Raw genomic sequence first — 25,509 nt, forward strand, 5'->3', positions numbered from 1 at the left:
TCAATGCATATTAAAATCCTGCCCGTATGGATAGAGAAAAGGTGCGAGAAAATGGATTATTGGTGCCGCGTTCTAACTCAACAGAGCTAAGCGTGAACAAATCATTGGTGCTGGCTGTAAGTGAGAAACTGCTTAGCCCCATTCTTTTCACGAAGGCATGTTTATAGAAATTATATCCAACAGATGCCGAATTCAGACTCATGGTATTGTCATCTTGAACAAACCTGGAGCTTAATCTTGTTAAAACAGGATTGGTTCCAAATCTGGTAAACATACTTTCATCACCAGGCTTTGTCCAGCCAAGATCGTAGGCTCTTCTGTCTACATTATATTTTGTATCCGCACCCTGTACCTTATCTACCAACGTTTGGTTGTAAATCTGTCCGCCAAAACGATAACTAAAGATTACACCAACCTCTAATCCTCTGTAGTTCAAGTTAGATCCGAATGCACCGTTCCATTTTGGATCTGTTATGCCAACAGCAACTTTGTCAGCAGCGGCCCAGGTAAAAGTAGTTGTACCATCTTTTTTAAGGAACACCTCTGTTCCAGAAATTGGATCTATACCCAATGACCGAACAACAAATAAGGTGTTGATGGATTGACCCTCCTCGAGGATGATATTCGGAGCTTTTTGGTTACTTGCCGCATTCAACTTAGTATTACTTGCTTTAAGTTTATTAGACAACTCTTTAAGGACATTTTTATTGGTAACAGCGGCAACATTAACAGACCATACAATGGCCTTTTGTTTATTGTCTATAATTTTATAACGTCCGTAAAATTCATAGCCCGTATTCTGGATCTTCCCTAAATTTTCTGCATAATCACTAAAACCATTTGATGGTGCTAAAGAAACATTGGTAATGGTGTTGTTTGTGGTACTTCTATAGTGATCAAAACGCATATCCAATCTATCGTGGAACAAGGTAATGTCAAGCCCCAGATTTAAGGTCCGCACATCTTGCCACCCCAACTCGGTATTGCCTAAGCCCATTATAGCAGCACCTAAATCTCCATCGTAAACATTATCTACACCAAATGTATAACGAGTTTGTGCACGATAAGCTGGAATATTCAGGGAACCGGAAGAACCATAGCTAGCTCTTGCTTTTAATCTGCTTACTTGTTGATTTCCCTTAAAGAAGGCTTCATTATGTATGTTCCAACCGAGACCTGTAGACCAGAAAGTACCATATCTTTTATTCGATCCGAATTGGGATGACCCATCTCTTCTTACAGAAATATCAGCCAGGTAACGGTTATCAAAAGCATAATTAGCATTTAGTAACAAACCTAATCGCCTTACTGTACTTTCATCTCCTGTAGGGCGAGAATCAGGTTTATATTGCGAAGCGAAAAGCAGGTTATCCAACTGATCAAACGGGAAACCTACCGTCGATACATTATAGAAATTACTTGATGTGCTTGCAATATTAACCCCTAAAGTTGAATAAATTAAATGCTTACCCATGCTTTTGTTGAAGTTAGCCGTAGTTAAATTCTCAAAGCCAAGTGAGTTGTTATTACCTACGTCATAAGATCCTTTACGCTTCAGATCCTTTTCATTCACAAACATGGAATGTTGAGCCGGGAAAAATTTGTCTGAAGAACCGGTTTGCTTATTTAAGCTAAACGCACTTTCCAGAAATAGTGAAGGCAAAATATTCCATCTTATCTGCAGATTATTGGAAATACCGAAGTATTGAGATTTGTTAATGGTATTGAGCTGCGCATCATACAACGGATTGGTAAATGTACCAAAAGCATTGGTTTCCATAACTTTTACAGGGTTCCCATTTTCGTCAAAAGGTTTCCAATATGGATTCATCCGCGCATATTGAGAAAACGCACCATAAGAAGATTCATTCGCCGTATTTTGAAACAGCCGGACAGAGTTTCTAAAACGAAGGTTCTTTACTTCATAACTTAAATCGAACTGTCCAGAGTAGTTGTTACGATTCTGGCCCTTCATTACTCCTTTTTGAAAATCTCCAGTCATCTGTAAACCATACCGGATAAATTGGTCGCCACCTTGAACATATAAAGACGTGCGGTTACTGGTACCCGTTTGTGTCGGAAAAGACAACCAATCGGTATTCACACCATTAGCAACTGCTCTAGCTCTGCTGTTGTAAATCTCATCCAATGTATACTGTTGATTAGATTGACCAGCAGTATAAAACCCTACCCGCTTTTCAAAATCCAGTTTCTCAGCTGCATTAAGCAAGTTGTAAACAGATAAATCTGGTGTAGTTAACCTGAAATCGTTATTCACAGTTACCTGTAATTTACCCGATTTCGGCAATACTGTTGTAATAACAAGTACTCCGTTTGCGCCCCTTGAACCATAAATTGAAGTTGCTGAAGCATCCTTTAAAATGGTAATCGACTTGATCATGTTCATGTCCAGATCAAAGATTCGTTGTGCTCCAACCTGAAAACCATCAAGAATAAACAAAGGTGCATTTGGATTATCCGCGAACTCTCCAGTTAAATTGGGTAAGGAATTTGCCCCTCTCAACTGAATTTCAGGTAACTGATTAATGTTTCCACCCATGACATTATTAGGAACAAGGCGAAGCGCAGGATCAAGAGCAGCTATTGCCGCAAAAATACTGTTTGAATTAACCCTTTTAAGTTCCTGTCCATCGATCGTTTTGGCCGCTCCTGTGAAATTTTCTACAGGTCTGTCAAATACACCCGTTACCACTACATTATCCAGAGACGTTAAATCCTCTTCCAGTCGGATCGTGAAACTCTTAAAGTTAGCAAGCGCCACTTCCTGAGTTTTATAGCCGACAAAGCGAATAACCAGGGTTTCAGTACCATTCGGAACGTTCAGGGCAAAATTACCTTTGACATCCGTTTGTGTGCCGATTTTTGTTCCCTTAATGATTACCGTAACACCTGGAAGGGGTTTTCCATCTTTTCTATCCACAACAGTACCTTGTATCTTCCTATCTGGAGCAATAACACCATCATTCCGTTCCCTGATTACAATAGTTTTGTTCTGTATCTCGTAGGTAAATGGTTGGTTTAGAAAACACCTTTCCAATACATCAGCTAAGGATGCATTTCTGGCAAAGACATCTACTTTTCTAGCCAGCTTTATTTGTGGTGTAGCGTATACAAAATCGTATCCACTTTGCTTTCTGATCTCCTTAAACACTTCTGTTAAAGAGATATTATTTTTGGTTAGGTTTATTTTCTGTGCAAAACCTCCTGCACTTACCTGAAGTAAGGAGGCGGTTAACAGAATTACGGTTAGGTTGATTCGCATAATCAGTTTTCTTTTATCTGTATTACGAATCAGGTCCAAAACCGAATTCATAATACGCAAAATTGGTTGTGCCACGCGAGCTAAATGCCTGCGTTTAAATAGCGCATAAAATTTCATACATTTGAATTTTAGGCCCCTGATTTAGGTTAGGGGTTTAGGTTTGGTTTTAGTTAATTATAGTGTGCGAAACATTCTTTTTAAATAAATCAGACTGTATAGCCAGGGGTGGGTCCAAGCACTCCTGGTTTTTTCGTTTTTGATACGAAGTATGATCTATTATGCTTGTAAAGTTTACGGCATAACTGTCACCCTCCTTCCCTCAATCTTAAAGTGAACTGTTCTGGTTGTTTCCAATACTTTCAGTACTTCTGATAGTTTTTTACTTCTGGATATTTCCCCGCCAAAATCAACATCAGGTATTTTTCCCTGATAAACGACATCTACATCGTACCAGCGTTCCAATTTGCGCATGATACTCTCTATACTTTCATCATTGAATACAAAGTTCCCGTTTCTCCAATCAATGAACTGCGTAGCGTCTATTTCAACGACTTTAAACGTGTTCTTTAAGATCGACTGTTGCCCTGGGTTAAGCATTACATGATCCCGTGATGAACTAGCCACCTTTACAGATCCTTCCAGCAAAGTTGTCTTGGTAACACCCTCGTTTTGATAACTATTGATGTTAAAATGTGTACCCAATACGGTTACATCCTGCGCTTTGCCAGCACCATTGGTCGACACAACAAAAGGTTGCCTCTGATTTTTAGCTACTTCAAAATAGCCTTCGCCTGTTAACACTACCTTACGTACAGCATCCTTAAAAGCTATTGGGTATTTTAAGGACGACAAAGCATTTAGCCAAACAGTAGTTCCATCAGGAAGATTTATCTGATACTGGCCACCCGCCGGAGTGCTGATCGTATTGTATACCACTTCAGTTGTACCCGCCATATCATCGCTTACTTCATAAACCAGTTGTCCATCTTTAGTCTTGGTAACAACCATTCCTGCTTGTCTTGCCAATTCGCCATTGTCAGCGTCTGTTAAGGATACTTTTGATCCATCTGCCAATGTCAATATTGCTTTATTTCCACCAGGTTGTACATCATTCCCTTGGTGCTGGGCGGTTAAGCCCTTCTGATTTGTTGTACCAGAGTTGATATAAAAATAGAAAACAGCAGAAACAACAATAAGAACGGCCGCTGCTATACTATACTTAAAGTACCCACTGAGTGGTCGGGATGCTTTTTCGATTTCAGCATCAGGGCTAAGGTTAGGCTTCAACTGACTATAAATATGCTGCATGCGCGCGTCAAGCTCAGCGTCGTCAACCACTGCAGTATCCTTCTCCATTTCAGCCGCAATCACTTGCTTCAATTCCGCTTCATTACCGACTTCGTTAAAATTCTGCATCAACAACCTGATCTCGGCGGTTGTGCAGTCATCTCTCATATATTTGGCAAAAAGTCCTTTTAAATTACTCATATACATTATGCGACACATTTTTAATGTGCCCTATATAAACCAATACGGAGTAAACAGGAAATACATTGATGCGCTTAGTGAAATATTTACAATAATTTAATAAGCAGCTAACAATCAGTAGAATAATTTCACAATAAACGATCGGTTGAACAAAGTTTATTGAATACTTAAAAATATTGTATATCATTGAATAATAACCCAAACAACCACCACCATTGAAGATTTTAGTAGACGAGGAAGAATTGAAGCTTTTGCTATTGCAATTGAAGCAAGGACATGAGCCAGCATTTAATGCCTTGTACCTCGCTTACAGCAAAGTCCTCTATAGAAAAATCAACAGCATTGTTAAAGATGAATCCGTTGCCGATGAATTACTGCAGGATTTGTTTTTAAAGGTCTGGGAGAAAAGAGCCTGGATCAATACAGACTTATCCTTCACTTCCTTTCTATACACCATTGCCAATAACCTGGTTTACGACTACTTCCGTAAAGTTTCGAAAGATAAACGGCTCCATGCGCGCTTACTCATTAACGCGGTAGATTATTACCTGCAAACCGAAGAGAACCTGATTGGAAAGGAAACATCTGCAATTATACAGCAAGCCATTAGCAAACTGACAGATCAGCGACGCAATGTTTTTACCCTTTGTAAAATTGAAGGTAAATCTTACCAGGAAGCCGCAGCAGCCCTTGGAATCTCAGTTGCTACGGTCAACACCCATATGGTAAACTCCATCCGCTTCATTAAAGAATACCTTCGTAAAAATCAGGAAATTGGTACGATGCTCATCATAGCTTCAATCCTGAGTCAAAAATGAGCCAAACAATAGCCAATCGGCATTGTTGATTTAAATTAACAAGCAATCACATTGATTATGAGTATACAATCCATTAACCCAACCAATGGGAAGGTTATTAAATCTTATAAAGAAGATCCAGAAAATATAGTTGTCCGTAAAATAGCTCAAACGCAAAAAGCATGGTTAAAATGGCGCGAATCAAGCTTTAAAGCAAGAGCGATCTTGATGCTTAAGCTGGCAGATCAATTACATAAAGAACGTGTCCATTTAGCAAGCCTGATGGCTGATGAGATGGGAAAACCTTTAAAAGATGGTTTAGCTGAAATTGATAAATGCGCTGGTGTTTGTCAGTATTATGCTAACGAAGCAGCGGCCTTTCTTGAGGACCAGCTGGTTGAAACCGAGGCTACTAAAAGTTATGTAAGCTTTCAGCCACTAGGCGTGGTTTTAGCCATCATGCCCTGGAACTTCCCCTATTGGCAAGTATTTAGATTCCTGGCTCCGGCATTAATGGCCGGTAATTGCGGACTGCTAAAGCATGCTTCAAATGTACCTGGATGCGCTTTATCGATCGAAAAAATGATTAAAGACGCAGGATTCCCAGTCCATGTTTTTCAAACACTGATGATTGGAAGTAAAGCAGTAAGCGAGGTAATTGCCCATCCTGATGTAAAAGCTGTTACACTAACGGGTAGCACCGATGCGGGGAAAAAAGTAGCAACACAAGCCGCTTCACTCTTAAAGAAAACAGTACTGGAACTTGGTGGGAGTGATCCATACATTGTGCTTGAGGATGCTGATCTGGAAATGGCCGCCGACATTTGCGTCAACAGCAGGCTAATCAATAATGGTCAAAGCTGCATATCTGCCAAACGCTTCATATTGGTAAAGAAAATAGAAAAAGAGTTTACGGCACTTTTTATGCAAAAAATGAAGCAGCGTAAACTAGGTGGTCCTTTTGAAGTTTCAACAGACCTGGGGCCAATGGCTCGTGCCGATTTGCGGGACCAACTTCATGAGCAAGTGCAAAGGAACATCGCCATGGGAGCAAAATGCATACTGGGAGGTAACATTCCCGCATTTAAAAATAAGCACGCCTATTATGAACCAACGATATTAACCGGAATTAAAAAAGGAATGCCTGCTTATGATGAAGAGTTGTTTGGTCCGGTAGCCGCTATGCTATCTGCAAAAGATACCGAGCATGCAATCAGCTTAGCCAATGACACGACATTCGGACTTGGCGCTGCAGTATTCACAAAAAACGGGTCGTTAGGCGAAGAGATTGCCAGAACAAAACTGCAAGCAGGATCCTGTTTTGTTAATTCATTGGTAAAGTCAGATCCGAGGTTGCCCTTTGGGGGCATCAATCAATCCGGCTATGGCCGGGAGCTTGGTTCCTTTGGAATTCATGAATTTGTGAATATTAAAACGGTTTACATAAAGTAATCGTTTAGTATCAATTACTTTATTCCGCCGGACGAAGATCCTCGGCAATATTGCTACAGTTAAACAAAAGCACATCTTCATGCTGCCTCATGATCTTTACAGGAAGATGTAATTCAGTCTGGATTTTTACCCTAAAGGCCTCCTGAGCAGAAGGCTCTCCGTGTACAAGCATCACCAATTGTGGTGGTACTTCAAACTTTCTGATCCAATCCATCAATTCATTTTCATCAGCATGAGCAGATAAGCCCAAAATCTCTACAACCTTGGCTTTAACTCCGTAATATTTACCATGAATCTTAAGTTCGTGAGAACCATTAACCAAAGCCCTTCCCCGCGTTCCTTCAGCCTGAAAACTAATGATTAGAATAGTATTCCGGCTATCCCCCAGATAGTTTTTCAAATATGACAATACTCGACCACCGGTCAACATCCCACTGGCAGCTATAACAACTTTACTTTTTTTATCACTGATCGTACCGATTGTCTCTACGTAATCCTGATTAATCTGGATCTGATCACTCATCTCCTCATATTCTTTTTGATGTATTTTGGTAAATTCATTCGCATAACGAATGAGTATTTTGTTCGCCGCCGCAGCCATTGGGCTATCCAGTACAATAGGAATATCATAAGGTATGCGGTTTTGTATTTTTAAAGTATTGAGTATATAAATCAGTTCCTGAGCCCTTCCTACAGCAAAGCTTGGGATCAACACATTTCCCCGCTTATCAATCGTTTCATTAATCATATCCGCCAAATCATCATAGGGATCAGTATGCCCATGAAGCCTGTCGCCATAGGTAGATTCCATCACAATAAAATCCGCAGCGGTGAAAAAGTCTGGCGCCGGTAAAAGCGCACTGTTATTCCTGCCAATATCTCCTGAAAAAATAATCGTCTTCCCGAAACAGGTCAGCTCAACCGAGCAGGCACCTAAAATATGTGCACTGGTTTTAAAACGAAAATGGATATGATCACTTAAACGAACAAAAATACCAACTTCAATAGTCGCAAAATGATCAAATGATGCTCTTGCATCCTCAACGGTGTATAATGGTATTGCAGGATCATGTTTTGAAAAATGTTGTTCATTGGCATGTTCAGCATCTTCTTCCTGCAGTTTTGCACTATCAAGCAGTATCAATTCCGTGAGTTCACTTGTGGGTCGGGTCATGAAAATCTTTCCCTTAAACCCATTTTTCACCAGCAAAGGGATATACCCGCAATGATCCAGATGGGCATGGGTTAAAATAATCAGATCAATTTCAGACGCTGCAATCCGCAATGATTTCCAATTCTGTTCACGTATCGATTTAATGCCCTGAAACAGGCCACAGTCGACAAGAATAGTAAGTTCAGGCGTTTTTAACAAGTGTTTGGAACCCGTCACTGTCTCCGCAGCGCCAAGTGATTGTAGGACTACTTCGTACATTACCTATATCAATTAGATACGTAAAGTTGCTTGGATTATCTTGTAATGAAAATGACATGGAACACCCAAAACAGTGATTAAAAACACGCACCCACATGTGCAAGATCATAGCAAGAACACTACAATTTAATAAAATGGCATTCATCACATTTATTATTAATAAATTATGATTAACTTCATTCCACAGAGTCCAGATCACCCCTATATTAATATGTTAAATTTTTAAGCAAATTAATATGAAAACTGTTCTGATCATTGAAGACAATGTCGATATCTTAGAGAGCTGCGCAGAAATACTAGAACTTTCAGGTTACCATGTTTTGCAGTCCGACAACGGGAAGCATGGGATTGAATTGGCAGTTGAAAATCAACCGGACCTAATTTTATGTGACATCATGATGCCCGAAATGGATGGTTATGATGTTTTAAAGCTATTAGGCCAAAACAACGACACTGCAGAGATTCCTTTTGTATTTTTGACCGCTAAAACAGATAGGTTTGATTTTAGAAAGGGTATGGAAATGGGCGCTGATGATTATCTGACTAAACCTTTCAACGATACAGACTTGCTTCACGCTGTTGAAACAAGGATTAAGAAACACCAAAGGCAAAAAGCTTATTACAGTTCAACGTTTCAAAACCTGGAGAAACTTAGTTTGGGTAACGGTAATGGAATGAAGGAACTTAAAGCACTCATTGCAGACCGTAAAATCCGGCACATCAAAAAGAAGCAGGTACTTTATTATGAGGGTGATACCCCACAGGGCTTATACCTTGTGGTAGAAGGCAGTATTAAGACCATAAAACTTGCAGCAGATGGCAGACAGTTTATTACCGGCCTGTATAACCCTGATGATTACATCGGCCTCGACGCGCTTTTGCTGGATGAGGATTTTACTGAAACAGCTGAAGCAGTGGAAGATACTTCCCTCTACTTACTACCCAGAGAACTGATTCTCAATTTAGTAAATAAATATCCAGAAGTAAGCAACCAGTTCATCAAGATATTATCTAATAATATCCATGAAAAAGAAGAACAATTGCTCGAACTGGCTTACCTCTCCGTACGCAAACGCCTTGCCCAGGTATTACTTCGGCTGAGCAAAAAAGCGTCAGACAGCGACCTGTTGAATGTCACGAGGGATGAGCTAGCCGCTTTAGCTGGTATTGCCATTGAAACAGTGAGCCGAACCCTTTCTGATTTTAAAGAAGAGGGACTTATTGAGAAAAATGGCACACAGATAAAATTGGTCAATATCGAGCGACTCATGAAAATGAAAAATTAATGAACCTTATTGATATTTTTAATCCCCTGAATCAACGCATCAGCATTAAATGAAATGCTGTCAATACCCGCCTCTACCAGCAGACGCGTAAATGACTCCGAATCACTTGGAGCCTGCCCACAAAGCCCTACCTTTTTTCCCAGTAATTTCCCTTTTTGAATCATTTGCAATATCAATTGCTTACTGGCCGCATTTTGCTCATCAAACAGATCAGCAATCAGTGCTGAATCACGATCGATGCCTAAAGTTAACTGGGTTAAATCATTAGAACCAATAGAGAAACCATCAAACAGCTTAGCAAATTCTTCAGCTAACAATATGTTACTTGGAATTTCGGCCATTACAAATACTTCAAGTCCATTATCCCCTCTCCTCAAGCCATACTGCTCCATCAAGCCAATTACCTTTTCACCTTCCTGAACTGTACGGCAGAAAGGAATCATCAGTTTCACATTAGTAAATCCCATCTCATTTCTTACCACTTTCATCGCCTCGCACTCCAATTCAAAAGCCTCCTTGTAATGTTCGTGGTAATACCTGGAAGCACCTCTGAATCCAATCATTGGATTTTCCTCTTCAGGCTCAAATGACTTACCGCCAATCAAACCTGCATATTCATTGGATTTGAAATCACTCATCCTTACAATTACTTCTTTAGGATAAAAAGCTGCTGCAATGATGGCCACTCCTTTTGAAAGCTGATCTACGAAATAGCTCTTTTTATCAGGATAATGGCTGGTAAGATGCTCAATAACCGCTCGTTCATCCGGATTATTTACTTTATCAAACTGGATCAATGCCATCGGATGTATCCTGATGAAATTACTGATCATAAACTCTATTCTAAGTAAACCAACGCCATGATTAGGATAAAAGGATAAATCGAAGGCCTTTTCCGGATCAGCAATAATCAACTGAACCTTAGGTGTATCAGGAAGTCCGACATCCACTAGTTCCACAACATCCTCTTTCCATGCCAGTTTCCCCTCATAGATGTATCCTGTTTTACCTTCGGCACAATTCAAGGTGATCAGGTCGCCATCAACAATTTTATCAGTAGCAGAGGTTGTGCCTACAATAGCAGGAGTACCCAATTCTCTGGCCACAATAGCTGCGTGACTGGTTCTGCCTCCTCTGTTGGTTATGATACCTGCTACCTTTTTTAAAATGGGATCCCAATCCGGACTAGTGGTATCTGTTACTAAAATATCTCCTTCTTTTAATTTACCTGCCTCGTCTGGCGCATTGAGAATTCGCGCAAAGCCAGCGGTAATCTTACTGCCTATGGCTTCTCCCCGAACCAATTCCCTTCCCAACTCAGTTAAGCGGAAAGTTTTCAATTGTAGTTTTTTTTGATGACCATGCACTGTTTCTGGCCGGGCCTGCAAAATGTATAGCTGATGGTCGATGCCATCCTTAGCCCATTCAAAATCCATTGGTCGCTCGTAATGCTGTTCAATAATTAATGCCCATTTTGCCAGTCGCTCAATTTCCTTGTCTTCCAGCACAAACTGATCCCGCAGATCAAAAGGCGTGTCGTTATTAACTGTTGCGTTTACATCGTCCTCATCTCCGGCATATACCATTATCTTGCTCTTACTACCCAGATTTTTTTGAATGATAGATTTTAGCCCTTTATCCAGGGATGGCTTAAAGACCAGGAACTCATCTGGGGTAACCGTTCCTTGCACAATGTTTTCACCGAGGCCCCAGACTCCGGCAATATGGATGATATCCCTAAAGCCTGATTCAGGCTCAAGTGTAAAGCCAACCCCTGAGCAGCCAATATCTGAGCGAATCATTTCCTGCACGCCAACAGAAAGATATACCTTATTGTGGTCGAAGCCCATATCCTCACGGTATTTAATAGCCCTGTCTGTATACAAAGAGGCATAGCATTGTTTAACCGCATAAAGCAATGGGTAATTACCCTTTATATTTAAATACGACTCATGTTGACCTGCAAAACTTGCCTCCGGTAAGTCCTCAGCAGTAGCACTACTACGCACGGCAACCTCTTGGGTATCACTTTCAAAAACAGCCTCATATGCCCCAATAATATCCATCCCTACATCGTTCGTTAAACGCCCGGCCATAATAAGTTCCCTGATCTTTCTTCCTATTTCTGATAGGTTACTATAGTCTTTTCTATCTAAGGTTTTTAGCAGGTCCGGAATCACCACTTCCAGATTATTACAACGAATAAAGTACCTGTAAGCAGCTGCAGTTACAGCAAACCCCTTTGGCACTAATACGCCCCGGGGACTTAACTGTGTAAACATTTCACCTAAAGAAGCATTTTTACCACCTACCTCACCAATATCTTTAATGGTGATCTCACTAAATTTTTTAATATAGTTCATCTGGATAAAGTTTATCTGATTGCCCTTATTTATCTATACGTAAAGACTGGTCAATTGTCTTTCTTTTTTCTTTTTCCTTTTCAAGTTTTTTAAAATAGCCTCTAAACAAAAAGTTATGCTTTAAGGCTTCCATATTCTGATTAAAGCCATCGGTTCCCTTTTCAATATTATCCATGGTGGCATTTAATTTCTTTATCATGAGAGAATCTTTCACCAGAAAATTCAGAAAGCCATTGCTATTGTCTAAATCCTTTTTCAGATCACTGGCCATTTGATTAAGCTGGAGTGTTAGCTCATTAGCGTGATCTCCTGCTGATTTGATCCCCACAAGCGCCATTCTTAACTGGGTAGCAAAAGCGGTATCAGTAAGTAACAAACCAGCAGTGCCTTTACCACTTTTGGTTTCCGACAGGATCATTTCAAGATCCTTACTAAAGGCGTTGGCATTTATACTGGCCTGATGCATCTGATTTATGGTGGATTCAATTCCGTTTGCTGCAGCTTTATCCCCTAAGAGTTTCCATAAGGTACTCTTATTGATCTCCACGACGGTTTGCCTCAAGCCATCCGAAATGCCGGCTATATTGTCGTTTGTTCTTGATAATGTCTGGAGCATTTCATCTATGCTCGCTACTTTTTTACTCTCTAACAGATCTCCTTCTTTTACTAAGGGACTATTTCCTTTAAATGGCGTAATCTGAATCACTTTGTTCCCCATCAAACCTTCGGTACCAATGGTCACAATGGCATTTTTACGAATAAACGACTTCACCTCATTATCTATCAATAAAGTCGCTTCAATTGTAGTATCATTAATTAACTTCAGGCTTTTAACTGTTCCAGCCTGAATTCCAGAATAAAGAACATTGCTTCCCTTCATTAAACCGTTCGAATTGCTAAAACGGGCCTTCAGCTCAAAATTACCGCCGAATATGCTCTTGTTCTTGCCAACCATATAGAAAGCGAATATCAGTACGATTAAACCCACCAATACAAAAATGCCCAGACGCATATTATTTTCTGCATAGTTTCCCATCACGATTCCAATTCAAAAAACTGCTTTATTTTTTTATCTGTCGATTGCTCCAGATCCTTGTATGTCCCTTCCATATAGCATTTACCCTCCAGCAACAACAATACCCTGTCGGCAGTATGCTTTACGCACTCCATGTCATGGGTAATGATGATTGATGAAGTATGATATTTTCGTTTCATCTTTAAGATCAGCGCATTAATTTCCCTGGCTGTAACGGGATCAAGACCGGCAGTGGGTTCGTCATAAAAAATGATTTCAGGTTTTAAAATCATAGCCCTGGCCAGGGCTATCCGCTTAGCCATTCCTCCTGATAATTCAGAAGGAAGCATATCTATAGTATCCTCCAAACCAACGTTCTCCAGGGCTTCAGTTATTTTACTATCTATTTCGGCTTGCTCCATTCCTTCCCAATGTCTCCGCACTGGGAATTCAAGATTTTCTCTTACCGTCATCGAATCATAAAGTGCATTACTTTGGAAGAGAAACCCCAGCTTTGTCCGTAGAAGGTCTAACTCGTCCTCCTTCAAAGTGGCAATGTCCTCACCTAAAACATAAACACGCCCACTATCAGGTTTCATTAATCCAACAATGCATTTTACAAGCACCGATTTCCCTGATCCCGATTTACCAAGTACAACCACATTTTCTTGCGTAAAAACTTTCAGGTTGAAATCATCGAGCACCACATTGTCGCCAAACTTTTTATACAAATGTTCAACAACAATTACTGTAGATTTATCCTCACTACTGCCAGCTGTGCTTTCTATTGTTCCCATAGCTATTTAATAGTTTAAGCCCATCAGATCTGCGATCTGCACAGCAAGTAAATCGATAATAAAAATCAGGACCGACGACAATACTACTGCAGAGTTTGCCGCAATACCTACGCCTTTGGTCCCCTTATTAGAATTGAAGCCCTTATAACAGCCAACCACACCAACGGCAAACCCAAAAAAGAATGTTTTGATTACCGCAGGTAGTAAATCATTCAAATCCAGACCTTGAAACACTTGTGTAAAAAACAAACTAAAACTGGTTACTGAATTGATATTCACACCAATATAAGAACCAAATAATGCAATAGCATCAGCTAGTACAGTAAGTATTGGCAGCATCAAAGTTGTTGATATGATCCTTGTAGCGACCAGGAACTTGAAAGGATTAATTCCACTAACCTCCATAGCGTCGATCTGCTCGGTTACTTTCATAGAACCTAATTCAGCACCAATACTACTTCCAATTTTTCCAGCAAATATTAACGCAGTTATCACTGGCCCAACTTCCCTTACAATGGATATCCCCACCATTTCGGGCAATTGAGATTCTACACCATAAACTATCAAAGACGGTCTTAACTGCATAGTTAAAACCAGTCCCATAATAAATCCAGTCAGGGCAACCAAAGGAAGAGATTTATATCCTATTAAGTAGCATTGGGTAAGTAGCTCCTTAAATTCGTATCGGGGCTTCATACCTACTATGAAAAAGCGATTTGCAAACTTTGTAATGCTGCCGGTTTCATTAATAAATTCTTTGTTACCTTCAGTCAGTGTCCATAGTTTCATTTCCTTTAATTTATCAGCCTGTATATCAAATTGTATAGAAAGTTAACAAAAAACAAAGCCTGGTAGAATGACACAAATCATTAGAAAATATGATTCTAGACAATTACATAACACTTATTATCTACAGGTTACATGACCACCGTCATTGTGTAGTCTAACTACTTCAACTAACTTTGTACTTATGGAAACCAGGTTTCATAACGACATCAGCATCCCTGTAAACGGCATACGTTTAAGGGGTGAGTTGTGCGTTCCAATTAACGCCAGTTCCATCATAGTTTTCTCTCATGGCAGTGGCAGCAGTCGCCTAAGCCCACGCAACAGACAAGTTGCCCTTTACTTACAAAAAAGAAACTTTGGCACTTTACTATTTGATTTGCTCACGCCGGAAGAGGATCATAACTACCATAACCGTTTTGAGATCGATCTTTTGCAAGAAAGATTGGTTCAGGCTACAATATGGCTGCAGAACTTTCCGGTAGCACGCAACACTGCGATAGGTTTTTTTGGAGCCAGTACAGGAGCGGCATCAGCTTTAAAAGCTGTTATAGACTTACCCTATGTTTTCGCCCTTGTTTCCCGTGGTGGACGCCCGGATCTTGCTATGCAAGACCTACCTACGGTAAATGTGCCAACACTACTGATCGTTGGTAGTGAAGACGAGCAGGTGTTACAATATAACAGGATGGCCTATCAAATGCTTAACTGTGAAAAAAGCCTTGAAATAGTTAATGGGGCGACACACCTGTTTGAAGAACCAGGAAAAATGGAAATCGTATCAGAACTGGCTGCAAACTGGTTTAATCAGCATGTACCAAACCCTTCAGCTTAATTTTTGAGGATAAAAACAATCATCATGTTTAAAAACAGAATAGATGCCGGTAGTATGCTGGCCGCGAAACTTATCAGATACAAAGATAATTCGGGTATTGTGCTTGCCGTACCACGCGGCGGAGTTCCTGTAGCTTATGTTGTTGCCAAAGAACTCGGATTCCCATTAGAACTTGTCCTTACAAAGAAAATAGGCCACCCGAGCAATAAAGAATATGCTATAGGTGCAGCCAGCCTGACCGATTATTTCGTATCCTCCCCCCATGAAGTGACAACGGCTTATGTTGCACAGGAGCTCATAGCAGTCCGTCATCGACTGCTGGCTATGCAGCAAAAATTTATGGGCCATGGGAAACCAACAAGTCTCACCGGAAAAACCGTTATCGTTGTTGATGATGGCATGGCTACAGGAAATACGCTCCTGAGCACGGTTCAGCTGATCAAAAAAGAAAAGCCCGAAAATATAATTATCGCAGTACCCGTAGCATCTGCAAGCGCAGTTCAGAAACTAATGAATGAGGGGGTTGAAGTCATAACACTAGGTATACCTCCCGGCTTTAACAGCGTAGGTGCCTATTATCAAAATTTCAATGAAGTGACAGATGATGAAGTGATCTTTTATTTGGATGCTAATAAGTAAGCAGTGCAATATGTTCATATTCCTTTAAGGCATCATGTTCTGCAAATTCAACATCACCGCCATTGGCTAATACTTTTTCTATCATATCATCTACTGCATCCCTGATATAGGAGAATTCATTATAAGGTTTACTCAGTTCTTCAATGGCAAACTGGTTGCTTCCATGTTGTGCAGAAAAAACATAATCACTTTCTACAAAAAGGCGATGGCCAAGGTTATTCGTTACCGCTTCCCATACTGCTTTTACACCCGCTACCAATCTATGTTTACCATCCGCCTCATCTAAGATACTAATGATCTTTTTCTGTTTTTCATGCCGCCATATTTCCAGATGGGGCTTTAGCACTTCATAAAGTTGCGGGAAGCTCAGCTCCTCGTAATTGCCTTCTATGTAAGCTGCTATAGCACCTTCATGTTTAGTGAGTTTTTTAAAATGACCCAGAATTTTCGTTACGCCCAAAACGAAGACAGGTAATTGATATGCTTTGATCACCTGCTCCAACTCCTTATCAATATGCTCCAAAAATTTATCGGTTACAATTTCTTTACGATCACCTGCATCGGTAAAATTGGCTACCTTCTCAGGCCATTCATTTACATAAGCATTGATGTTCTCTGGAATTTGAGATTCGATCCTCTTAAATTCAGCATTATCGCCTTCATACATCCTGCTCTGTTTTCCACTAAGCATTAGTACCATATATTTATCAGCTTGTTTTTTATCATAAATGAGGTCACGAATTTCAAACGACTCGTCAATTATAATCCGCTCCTGAACAACGATATCCAGAAAAAGAATCTTTTCGAATACAAGGGATACAAATATGGCGACACTTTTTTTACGATGGTCAATAGCGATTCCTTCGATAAGTGCTCTTAATTTTTCCATCATTTGTTTACAAATGTCGTCAGGATAGTCCTTTTCCAACTCTAGCTCTACTTTATCTGCGGCTATTTTGAGGGAATGCATTAGTTCTTTCTCCAAACTTATTTTAACGCCAAAAGGCACTAAAATTGAAACTGCAGGCCTATAATGTAATGCACCTATTACCTCCTTAATGTCGGATGTTATTATAGTGTTCATGATGAAAAAATATTAATAAAGATTAAATGCACTAAGGCAATGCTATGGGCGATTTAGCTTTTACATTAACTTCATATTCAGCTAACTGAGACAAGCGATCATCGATGTGTTTTTCATTAATTTCAGCTTCATGAAATATTTCAGCACTCTTAGCTAATTCAAGAAGCTTAGCAAAAGCTGCTGCTGTTCCATACAGGCAAATTTTAAAATGGTTAATGGCCTGTACACGGGCAAGTAAACAAGCATCTCTGACCTCTGCATTAGAACAGTGTGAAAGCTCCTCCTGAGTTTCCTCTATAAGAACCCGCATGATTCGATTGTTCACATTTAATAAACTAATTTGTTCCTGATCTATAAACTCCTCCAGTCTTAACAAATGCTGCCCAACAAAATCAAGATACTTCTGAAGAGCCGTTTTTAATTGAAAAGAGTTTGCTATACTAATCCACTTGGGCAAAGTCATTTTCAATTCATTTTCAGCGCTAACAAACTTGCTGATGTCATAATCAATCAAGTTGTGGAGGGTATTGATAACCGGATTTTCCATGATATTTTGAATTTTTATTTTTACACATCATAAAGTTCATCTTCCTCTATTACTTTTTCTATAATAGCGTAAATCTCTTTTTTTACGTTTCTGGTTTTTTGCGTTAACTCTTCCATAAGCGGCCATAGTTTACCATACCGCTCTTCTAAATCTTTTTGTTCATCGTCGTCCATAGCTTCAGCTGTCGACTTTACCTTTGACATATATGAACCAAGCTGTTTGTCTATCGCATGTCTTTCCTCCTCCAGCATAACCAATTCATGTTCAATATGCTTTAAACTATCTATATGCCTGGGCGTTGTCAGGCGGTTGAAATAATTATCCAATAATTTATGCAGAAATGAACATTCAGATTTATAAAACTCCAAATCAGATGTCCAGGTTTTTACTTTATTCAAATCCTGCAAAATATGTTCAGATATGTCGTGTTTACTTTTCATCATAGTTAGTTTTTGGCATGAAAACTATTGTCTATGCCCCGTCATTGTTTTCTTAACAGCCTTACCTGGTTTTTTCTCTAATGTGGAAGGGAATACTAACAAGGGTAATTGTTGTTTAAATAGTGATTTTTTAACGATTCCCTCTTTAAGCATCCTGATAAAATAGGAATGATGCTGATGCGTAAAGGCAAGAAGATCAGATTCCCTTTCTTTACACAAATGATTCAACCGCTCTATAAGGTCTTTCCCCTTAACACTGTTGTATATCACTGAGGGATATTTATTATCACTCAATTGTTTGATATAATCAACAACCTCTTTATTGGTACGTGTGCCTGAGTCACCATATATATTCACATGAACAATCTCTAATTGGAATTCAAACATTTTCCCCATTTTCACGAGATATTCTATGGCATCAATATCGCTTTCATTATAGTTTGTCGCGAATATGACTTTGTTAAGTCTGGTGATGTATTTTTTTTCAGGAACAATCAAAACCGGACAAATGGCATGATCGATTACGGCACTTGTATCACTTCCAAACATGATGTGATCAATATTGGTCCCTGTGCGCCCGCCCATCATGATAAGGTCCACATTTTCTTTCCTGACAATATCATTAATATTCGAAGCGAGCGTACCTTCTTTTAACAGTATACGCACCGTTGGTTTACGCTGATCTAAATAAATATCAGCAATAATCTTTTTAAGATGATCGGCTTGTTGTTTTAGTTTGTTTTCACACTCATCTTCCCATGAAATATTCTCATTTACCAGGATGACTCCCGGATAATAAGGTATAGCAGGAACCGTATAATTAGAATTAAACAGCAGTATATTCGCCCGAAGCCTTCCTGCAAGCATAGCAGCAGATTCTGCCGCCTTTAATGCATTCTGAGAAAAATTCGTCAATACTAAAATCGTTTTCATGATAACTATCAATTATATATCATTAAATAAACTTTCATCTTTCATTACCTTCTCCACAATATCAAACAATTCCTTTTTTGTTTCCCGGTAATCCTTTATGAGCGTTGTCATTAAATCCTGCAATTTGCTTTGCTTATTTTCTATTCCTTCCAAATCCTCTGGCATGATATCTTCAGCCATGAGTTCGACCTTTGTGAGTTGTTCTGTAAGCACCTTATCGGTTTGATGTCTTTCTTCTTCAAACTTTAATAATTTAGCTTCTATCGCTTTTAACTTTTCAATGAAATAAGGAGAGGTCAGACGAATAAAATAATCATCCAGCAAACGATGAAAGAAGCTGGTTTCTACTTTAAAAAATTCAAGATCAGATGTCCAATGTTTGGCTTCTACATAATACTGTAGAGATTTGGATGATAAATTTGCCGGTGTTTTCATATCAAAAAAAATTAAATGTCGACTACCCCGTCATAAATGACACACTGATTTATACCTCAAATTTAAACACCCGTCTTCCTTATAGCTATGATGGTTGTCATGCTACAACATGATGCTCATCATACCAGCATATTCATACCTGTTTGGAGTCCAGATATGCTCCAATAACAAGAAAAATCTCTTCTTTTATAACCCGGTATTCATGAATCCAATCGATCATTAAGTATTCCAGATGAGCGCGTTTTTCGGCTAGTTCTTCTGTATGTTCATCTAATGAATCTTTGGCAAGCTGTTCGAGATTTTCAAGCTGCAGGTCCAGTAATTCTTTGATTTGATGCTCCTCACTTACCAATACGGATAGCCTGATACCAAGTTGTTTTAACTTGTCCTGAACTTCAGGAACAACCAGTCCCTGAAAATGTTCATCCAGCACCCTGTTTAAGAAAGTGATTTCGAGGTTAGAAAAATAAAGATCTGATTTCCATCTTCTGGAAGTGATGTAATACTCCAATGCTCGTGCAGATAACTTTGATAAGGTTTCCATCGCCTAAGTTAAAAAGGGATGCCTGGATCAGACATCCCCAATAAAGATCAATCAATACTTATTTCCTTTTTGTTTGGCAGAGCTTTAACAGCTTTTTTGATGCTAACCTTAAGCAAACCGTTATCGTAGTTTGCTTTCATATCGTCTTCTTCAATATTTTCAGGCAAGCTAAAACTTCTGGAAAACGAAGAGCAGGAGAACTCTTTACGGGTATAGTTCTTTTTAACCTCTTTGTGTTCCGTTTTGGTCTCTGCACTAATGGTAAGCATTCCATCCTCAGAGGTAATTTTAAAATCTCCCTTTTTAAATCCGGGAGCTGACATCTCAAGTTCATAACTACCTTCTTCATCACGGATATTTACAGCCGGCATAAACTCTGTATTCACAAAGGGTTTATTAAAAACATCAGTATTGAAAAAATCATCCATCACTGAAAGCAGTGTTGGGAAAGCTTTGGATTTTACTAAAGTTGTCATGATTATTAGGATTTAAGTTAATGGATCAAAATTAATTTGAATATCCCGCTGTAAGAATGACTTCCATTAGCAATTGTGATGACTTACGTCACTTCGCGCTAACTATATTACCCAGCTGGAACATTCTTGGGGAAATACCATTAAAGGAATCCCTATATGTCTTTTAAGCCTTTGCGTATGACTCCCTTTAAGTATATTATGCATCATGCTATGTTTCCTATGCACCATAGCCAGCATTTGAATTTGTCCATAAGATGCAAGCCAATCGAGGCCCTCGTCTATATCCTTATCTAAAACATATTGATAATAGATCTTATGGTAATTTACGTTATTGGTAACGTCATTTAAAAAGCGTTCTATATCCAGCTTGTGCTGTATAGTCATTTTTTCATTTTTATCTTTAATATGCACAATGAGTAGCTGAGCATTAAAAACCCTGGCAAACCCGGCTAGTATATGAATTGCAACCACATCTTCCCTACTCAAATCTGTAGCGAAAGCAATTTTATGGAGACATTTAAACTGGCTGTCTTTTGGAATAAGTAAAACCGGATAATTAGCCTTTTCGACAATGGTCCGACTGCTGCTACCTAATATGAATTCGTTTAAACCTCCGGCTCCCGACATCCCCATAACCACCAAACATACATCATGCTGATTTGCAAAATTTGAAACTACTTCCGGTACTGTACCAATTCCGGTAACGTACTCAACTGCCGGGGTGTAATCGCCCAATGCAGTTTGAAATTCCTCAAGTGTCTCTATTTCTCTTGCCGATCGTTTTAGTTCTGCTATCGCAGCTTCTTCAAGTGCATTGACAGCAATTAAGGGCGTAGTAACGTGTGCCACAGCTGGTGCCTCAACCGGAACCACAATGGCATTACACAATTGGATATTTGCTTTCATCTCCCTGGCAATGTGCATAGCAAAAGAGGCAGCCCCTTTCGCTGCAAATGAAAAATCTGTGGGCACTAATATCTTTTTCATCTGTATCTATTTTTTAAAAAATGGTTTCATTTTCCTTTAATTGGATGTCAATAGTGCTTTAGCTTCGTAAAACGCCTCTTCTAATGCCTGATCTTGTTTATAGATATCATCATATTCCACAATCAAACCGTCAATAATTTCACAAGTCAGGTAGGTAACCTGTATTGGAACAGCCCTTTTTAAAGTAAAAGTTTTTGCCTGGTAAGCAGACATGGCTTGATTAAGTTCCGCAATTTTTTGCCCCGCACCATCGCTCATTAATAACATTGAAGCTAATTTTTCAGGTTCAGCTACACGGATACAACCATGACTTAAGGCCCGGACCTCTCTTTTAAAATACTGTTGTTCAGGCGTATCATGCAAATAAACATCATAAAAATTCTGGAATCTGAAAACTACACGTCCGAGTGCATTATGACTGCCCGGGGACTGGCGCAATACATACGCAGCAGGATTGCGCCTTGCTGATGCAAGATTTTCACTTGTGGCGGATACGGCAGCTCCTTTAAGATCATACAGGCTATAATGATTAGTTCTCAGATAAGATGGATCTTTTAATATCTTTGGCAACAGCTCTTTTGTAAAAATACTATTAGGCACATTCCACTCAGGCCCTGTCCTGAAAATAACAACCTCACTTTTTAATACAGGGGTTGGATTCTTAGGTTTACCTACAACCACTTTGAACTGTGCCACCGAGTCGGCATGTTTAATCCTCAATAAAAACGATGGAACGTTGATCCATATTCCCATACTTTCATCGGCATCGGCCCAACGTAACCTTTCCATATTTATAGCCAGCTTTCTAACCACCGGTTCAGGAGTCTCATAGCAATCCCCAACATACTGTCCTTTTAACAAGCGCATATAATCCTGCATTAAAAAGTAGGCTCTGGATTTAGGCTGTACCCCTAACACCGCCCCTGTAAAGTCTTCTTGCGGTATAGCAGCAATGAGCAGGTCGTCGGCGCAAAAGCCTAGGGTTTGTCCACCATCAATCCTGTTAGTTTTAGATAGCGGATTCAATTTTCCAAAATGTAAGTGGTTAATAAAAGTAATCACTGCATCCGTAAGCAACATATCATACCTTGCCTTGTCGAGGCTACTCACTTTTGATGGGATATCAAACATATCATGCATTCTACTGTATAAAAGTTCCTTAGGGTGATAATCAGTATACTGAAGTCCATACTGCGCTACACAATCCAGCATTTGCAATGCTTCCCAGGTTTTATCCTCGTCATTTTGGGCTGTAACCCAAGCAGGCTGAAAGTCTCTCTGGTTATAAAAACGCGTAACAGACTTTGGAAAATGAAAAAACTGTATGGCTCCTTTTTTAATCAGTGTATTTTGAATAATAGCTCTGACAATTGTATCGCTACCCAATACCGACGCTTCAACCCGAAACGCAAAATGTAACGATAAAACAAGCATTGCTAATACCGCATATTTTATACTTTTAAATCTCAAATGACCACCGCTCACCAATCTCATAACTAGTTCAATTAACCACTTAAAGATGGTCATTTTCAATAACTTAAAGAATGACACACGTCATTGTCACCTATGACATTCGGCACATACACAACATGGAAACCATGGATTCACGGTCTTTAGGTAGCCTGTTATCGCTTCATCCCGTTGCCTACTAAGGCACCATTTTTCACCATGTTCTCTATAATTAGTGTTCCGTACTCCTTACCTAAACTTTCAGGGGTCGATGGATCAAATGACTGCGTTTGTACAGAGTACAATAGTTTTTGAGTGCTCAGATCAAAAAGATTACTTTCCCAAAAATACCGGGTATTTACTACGTAATAACCAGGCTCATAAATCCGGTTATATAAAGTCATGTTATAATTCCACCAACGATTGCTGTAATAGCCATAAGGTGAATAGTAAATATTGCCGGCAACATAGTTTCTTTCTTTCTGTTTGTTCAGCAACACAATGGTAAGCACTGCATCAACGCCACTACTTCTCAGCTTTCTCAAGGCAGCTTCCTCGTTCATTTGATTAAAAGCTTTTGGGCCATATTCCTGAAGGGATGACATGGCTGAATAACCTAAATTTTGCAAACCACTTACCAGTTGGTTTTCAATATTTTGCTGTATGCTTCTGTCAGGTTCCTTAATCAAACCAATTACCATAATCTTACCTTTAGTTACAGGAGCCACATTTTCGGCTTTCCACCAGTTGGTAATCTTTGTGGAGGAACATGCCATAAGCAATAATAACAGGAAGTATCCTGTCCAACTTAGCTTTTTCATTTCTCTAAGATTATTATCCATGTAAAGTTCGGCTATAATTTTTCGCTAAGAATGATTTTCAGCACATCAGCGCGTGATTTCCGTCATATAAAAAAAGCTAAAAGCTGAAACCATATCTCAGCCCAAACTTTAAATACCTGTAGGTCCTATTGATATCCTTTTCAATCTTAAAATTGCCATCAAAAGAATAAAATCCAGGCTCCCCATAGATAATAAAATGCTGATTCAGATTCGCACCAAGTTCATTTGTGATGATATTCAGTGCGTAGCCGGAAGCATTTCCATTCCATGTTTTGAACCATCCTCCCCGGTAATTAAATCTGTAGAAAAGATGTTTACCGAAGCTAATATCAGCACCAACATTCACGCCCGCACCTGAGCAATAACCATAAGACCGATCATTATAAATATAGGGATCAGGTAAAGCTCCCAATAAAACCGGCCCTGCACCAAGGACTGTATTGACCTGAAACTTATCGGAATAACTGTAACTGGAATACAAATTGAGATTAACACTTTGCGCCCCATAAAAGAAGTCTTCAAGATTGTGATAATCGAAATTGGCTGTAAGTCTACCTGAATGACGTGTATGCTCCGTTGAGTACAGGGGCCAGCCCCTTATTGAACCTGAAACATTGATCATACTAAATTGATTGGTATGATCTTTCCCAAACTCGGAATTTAAAGAGAAGAAGCTAAAGGGGATTTTACACTTTTCAAAAGGCGATCCATATCGTACTTTTAAGCGACCGCTCCAGCCAAAATTACTATTGCGGTTAGTCAGACTATAATTGCGAAAGCCAACGTCAAACTCGGCATAGGCTTTTGAAGAATCCACTCCAAATGAACCAGAAGGTACCTTTCCCCATTTGCCATCAACGATTCTATTGAAACCACTGATCGGATTAATGAGACAAGCCAGCACCTCGTTTACCTGTCTTTTAACACCTGTACTCCTGTTGTTCACTAATTTACCGGATAACCGATGTGCCATTTCCCCAATAATGATGCCCCCAAAACTAGCATTTACAAAATCGTTTATGGAAGGAGCCTGCCGCTCGGCAAAGGTCTCCCACATATAGCTACCGGCAAAGGAAGCCGGTATGGACTGCAAAAAACTGTAACCGTTTGACCTGAAGGTATTGAAGGCAATGCTCCCATGCATGGGATGAGAAAACTGGTTGGTAATAAACCGATCATTATCCCAGGCCCAATGTCCTGGGTTTAGGTTATACCTGAATGTATTAAGACTAACTCTTGCAAAATCTTCCTTCATAATATACCTATCATATACCCAGGGAGCAAGGTTTGTTGCTAATAACAATCCTGCACCACGGTAAAACCTTTTCTTGGGTAATGTATCGTTTGGACTGGGCAAAACCAGACTATCCTGATTGATTTGCTGCCTGTACCTGTACAATGGAGTTTGAGCAAAAAGTGAATCAGGGACTAATAACAGGATAATCAACAGCAGTTTATATCCAATTGAGTTTTCCATGATAAAGCATTTCAGGCAATAGGTAACTCAATGCCAAAGTTTATAAAAATCATTGAATTGACAAATGACATCCGTCATTGAATGGAATGATTTGAAAACCACAAAGCATTTACCTTCATCTG

Annotated in this window: 23 protein-coding genes; 5 read left to right on the forward strand and 18 right to left on the reverse strand. The window is 39.5% G+C overall.

Annotated elements, in window-relative coordinates:
- Positions 1-10 precede the first annotated feature (10 nt).
- A complete protein-coding gene (locus B9A18_RS12995; protein WP_084289747.1) occupies positions 11-3,400 on the reverse strand; it encodes a SusC/RagA family TonB-linked outer membrane protein in 3,390 nt (1,129 codons plus the stop codon).
- Positions 3,401-3,574: 174 nt separating this feature from the next.
- The gene (locus tag B9A18_RS13000; protein WP_159452659.1) at positions 3,575-4,771 is read right to left on the reverse strand and encodes a FecR family protein; all 1,197 of its coding nucleotides are present in this window, start codon (positions 4,769-4,771) and stop codon (positions 3,575-3,577) included.
- A gap of 215 nt (positions 4,772-4,986) precedes the next feature.
- Between B9A18_RS13000 and B9A18_RS13005 the strand changes: the two genes are divergently transcribed.
- Both B9A18_RS13005 and B9A18_RS13010 read left to right on the forward strand, forming a co-directional pair.
- Entirely contained in the window at positions 4,987-5,589 is a 603-nt protein-coding gene (locus tag B9A18_RS13005) for an RNA polymerase sigma factor (protein WP_084289749.1), read from the forward strand.
- A gap of 57 nt (positions 5,590-5,646) precedes the next feature.
- Positions 5,647-7,020, forward strand: coding sequence for an NAD-dependent succinate-semialdehyde dehydrogenase (locus B9A18_RS13010; RefSeq protein WP_084289750.1), 1,374 nt, complete (start codon positions 5,647-5,649; stop codon positions 7,018-7,020).
- A gap of 19 nt (positions 7,021-7,039) precedes the next feature.
- On the opposite strand, the gene B9A18_RS13015 is transcribed toward B9A18_RS13010, so the two are convergent.
- Entirely contained in the window at positions 7,040-8,452 is a 1,413-nt protein-coding gene (locus tag B9A18_RS13015) for an MBL fold metallo-hydrolase RNA specificity domain-containing protein (RefSeq protein WP_084289751.1), read from the reverse strand.
- A gap of 236 nt (positions 8,453-8,688) precedes the next feature.
- Here B9A18_RS13015 and B9A18_RS13020 point away from each other — a divergent pair, with 236 nt between their 5' ends.
- The gene (locus B9A18_RS13020) at positions 8,689-9,738 is read left to right on the forward strand and encodes a response regulator (protein WP_084289752.1); all 1,050 of its coding nucleotides are present in this window, start codon (positions 8,689-8,691) and stop codon (positions 9,736-9,738) included.
- Here B9A18_RS13020 and ppsA read toward each other — a convergent pair.
- The 4 genes from ppsA to B9A18_RS13040 are packed head-to-tail and all read right to left on the reverse strand — an operon-like array spanning position 9,735 to position 14,702.
- A complete protein-coding gene (gene ppsA / locus B9A18_RS13025; RefSeq protein WP_084289753.1) occupies positions 9,735-12,101 on the reverse strand; it encodes a phosphoenolpyruvate synthase in 2,367 nt (788 codons plus the stop codon). The genes B9A18_RS13020 and ppsA overlap by 4 nt on opposite strands.
- A 25-nt stretch (positions 12,102-12,126) precedes the next feature.
- A complete protein-coding gene (locus B9A18_RS13030; RefSeq protein WP_084289754.1) occupies positions 12,127-13,137 on the reverse strand; it encodes an MlaD family protein in 1,011 nt (336 codons plus the stop codon).
- Positions 13,137-13,913 carry an ABC transporter ATP-binding protein gene (locus B9A18_RS13035; RefSeq protein ID WP_084289755.1) on the reverse strand — a complete coding sequence of 259 codons (777 nt, stop codon included), beginning with the start codon at positions 13,911-13,913 and terminating at the stop codon, positions 13,137-13,139. The genes B9A18_RS13030 and B9A18_RS13035 overlap by 1 nt, the downstream gene beginning before the upstream one ends.
- 6 nt (positions 13,914-13,919) lie before the next feature.
- Positions 13,920-14,702, reverse strand: coding sequence for an MlaE family ABC transporter permease (locus tag B9A18_RS13040; protein ID WP_084289756.1), 783 nt, complete (start codon positions 14,700-14,702; stop codon positions 13,920-13,922).
- A 181-nt stretch (positions 14,703-14,883) separates the two neighbouring features.
- Here B9A18_RS13040 and B9A18_RS13045 point away from each other — a divergent pair, with 181 nt between their 5' ends.
- Positions 14,884-15,534: a dienelactone hydrolase family protein gene (locus B9A18_RS13045; RefSeq protein WP_084289757.1), complete on the forward strand. Its 651-nt coding sequence runs from the start codon at positions 14,884-14,886 to the stop codon at positions 15,532-15,534.
- 24 nt (positions 15,535-15,558) lie between these two features.
- The gene (locus tag B9A18_RS13050; protein WP_084289758.1) at positions 15,559-16,173 is read left to right on the forward strand and encodes a phosphoribosyltransferase; all 615 of its coding nucleotides are present in this window, start codon (positions 15,559-15,561) and stop codon (positions 16,171-16,173) included.
- On the opposite strand, the gene B9A18_RS13055 is transcribed toward B9A18_RS13050, so the two are convergent.
- The 11 genes from B9A18_RS13055 to B9A18_RS13105 all read right to left on the reverse strand — a co-directional run bounded on the left by B9A18_RS13055 (position 16,163) and on the right by B9A18_RS13105 (position 25,387).
- On the reverse strand, positions 16,163-17,257 hold the full coding sequence (locus B9A18_RS13055) for a baeRF3 domain-containing protein (protein WP_084289759.1): 1,095 nt from the start codon (positions 17,255-17,257) through the stop codon (positions 16,163-16,165). The genes B9A18_RS13050 and B9A18_RS13055 overlap by 11 nt on opposite strands.
- A gap of 31 nt (positions 17,258-17,288) precedes the next feature.
- Entirely contained in the window at positions 17,289-17,804 is a 516-nt protein-coding gene (locus B9A18_RS13060) for a YciE/YciF ferroxidase family protein (protein WP_084289760.1), read from the reverse strand.
- 20 nt (positions 17,805-17,824) lie between these two features.
- Positions 17,825-18,247, reverse strand: a complete 423-nt coding sequence (locus B9A18_RS13065) for a hypothetical protein (RefSeq protein WP_144009493.1) — start codon at positions 18,245-18,247, stop codon at positions 17,825-17,827.
- A 21-nt stretch (positions 18,248-18,268) separates the two neighbouring features.
- Positions 18,269-19,177 carry a universal stress protein gene (locus B9A18_RS13070; RefSeq protein ID WP_084289762.1) on the reverse strand — a complete coding sequence of 303 codons (909 nt, stop codon included), beginning with the start codon at positions 19,175-19,177 and terminating at the stop codon, positions 18,269-18,271.
- 12 nt (positions 19,178-19,189) lie between these two features.
- A complete protein-coding gene (locus B9A18_RS13075) occupies positions 19,190-19,612 on the reverse strand; it encodes a hypothetical protein (protein WP_084289763.1) in 423 nt (140 codons plus the stop codon).
- 133 nt (positions 19,613-19,745) lie between these two features.
- Positions 19,746-20,156 (reverse strand): hypothetical protein, encoded by a 411-nt coding sequence (locus B9A18_RS13080; RefSeq protein WP_084289764.1) that lies wholly within the window; start codon positions 20,154-20,156, stop codon positions 19,746-19,748.
- Positions 20,157-20,203: 47 nt separating this feature from the next.
- Positions 20,204-20,632 carry an Hsp20/alpha crystallin family protein gene (locus tag B9A18_RS13085; protein WP_084289765.1) on the reverse strand — a complete coding sequence of 143 codons (429 nt, stop codon included), beginning with the start codon at positions 20,630-20,632 and terminating at the stop codon, positions 20,204-20,206.
- A gap of 102 nt (positions 20,633-20,734) precedes the next feature.
- Positions 20,735-21,619 (reverse strand): universal stress protein, encoded by an 885-nt coding sequence (locus B9A18_RS13090; RefSeq protein ID WP_084289766.1) that lies wholly within the window; start codon positions 21,617-21,619, stop codon positions 20,735-20,737.
- Between the two features lie 36 nt (positions 21,620-21,655).
- Complete coding sequence (locus B9A18_RS13095; RefSeq protein WP_159452660.1) at positions 21,656-23,113, reverse strand: L,D-transpeptidase scaffold domain-containing protein; 1,458 nt, start codon at positions 23,111-23,113, stop codon at positions 21,656-21,658.
- 131 nt (positions 23,114-23,244) lie between these two features.
- Positions 23,245-23,889: a hypothetical protein gene (locus B9A18_RS13100; protein ID WP_084289768.1), complete on the reverse strand. Its 645-nt coding sequence runs from the start codon at positions 23,887-23,889 to the stop codon at positions 23,245-23,247.
- Positions 23,890-23,986: 97 nt separating this feature from the next.
- Positions 23,987-25,387: a DUF3943 domain-containing protein gene (locus B9A18_RS13105; protein WP_084289769.1), complete on the reverse strand. Its 1,401-nt coding sequence runs from the start codon at positions 25,385-25,387 to the stop codon at positions 23,987-23,989.
- Positions 25,388-25,509 lie beyond the last annotated feature (122 nt).

Origin of the sequence: Pedobacter nyackensis (assembly GCF_900176505.1) — a bacterium.
In the GTDB taxonomy this organism is placed as follows: Bacteria; Bacteroidota; Bacteroidia; order Sphingobacteriales; family Sphingobacteriaceae; genus Pedobacter; species Pedobacter nyackensis.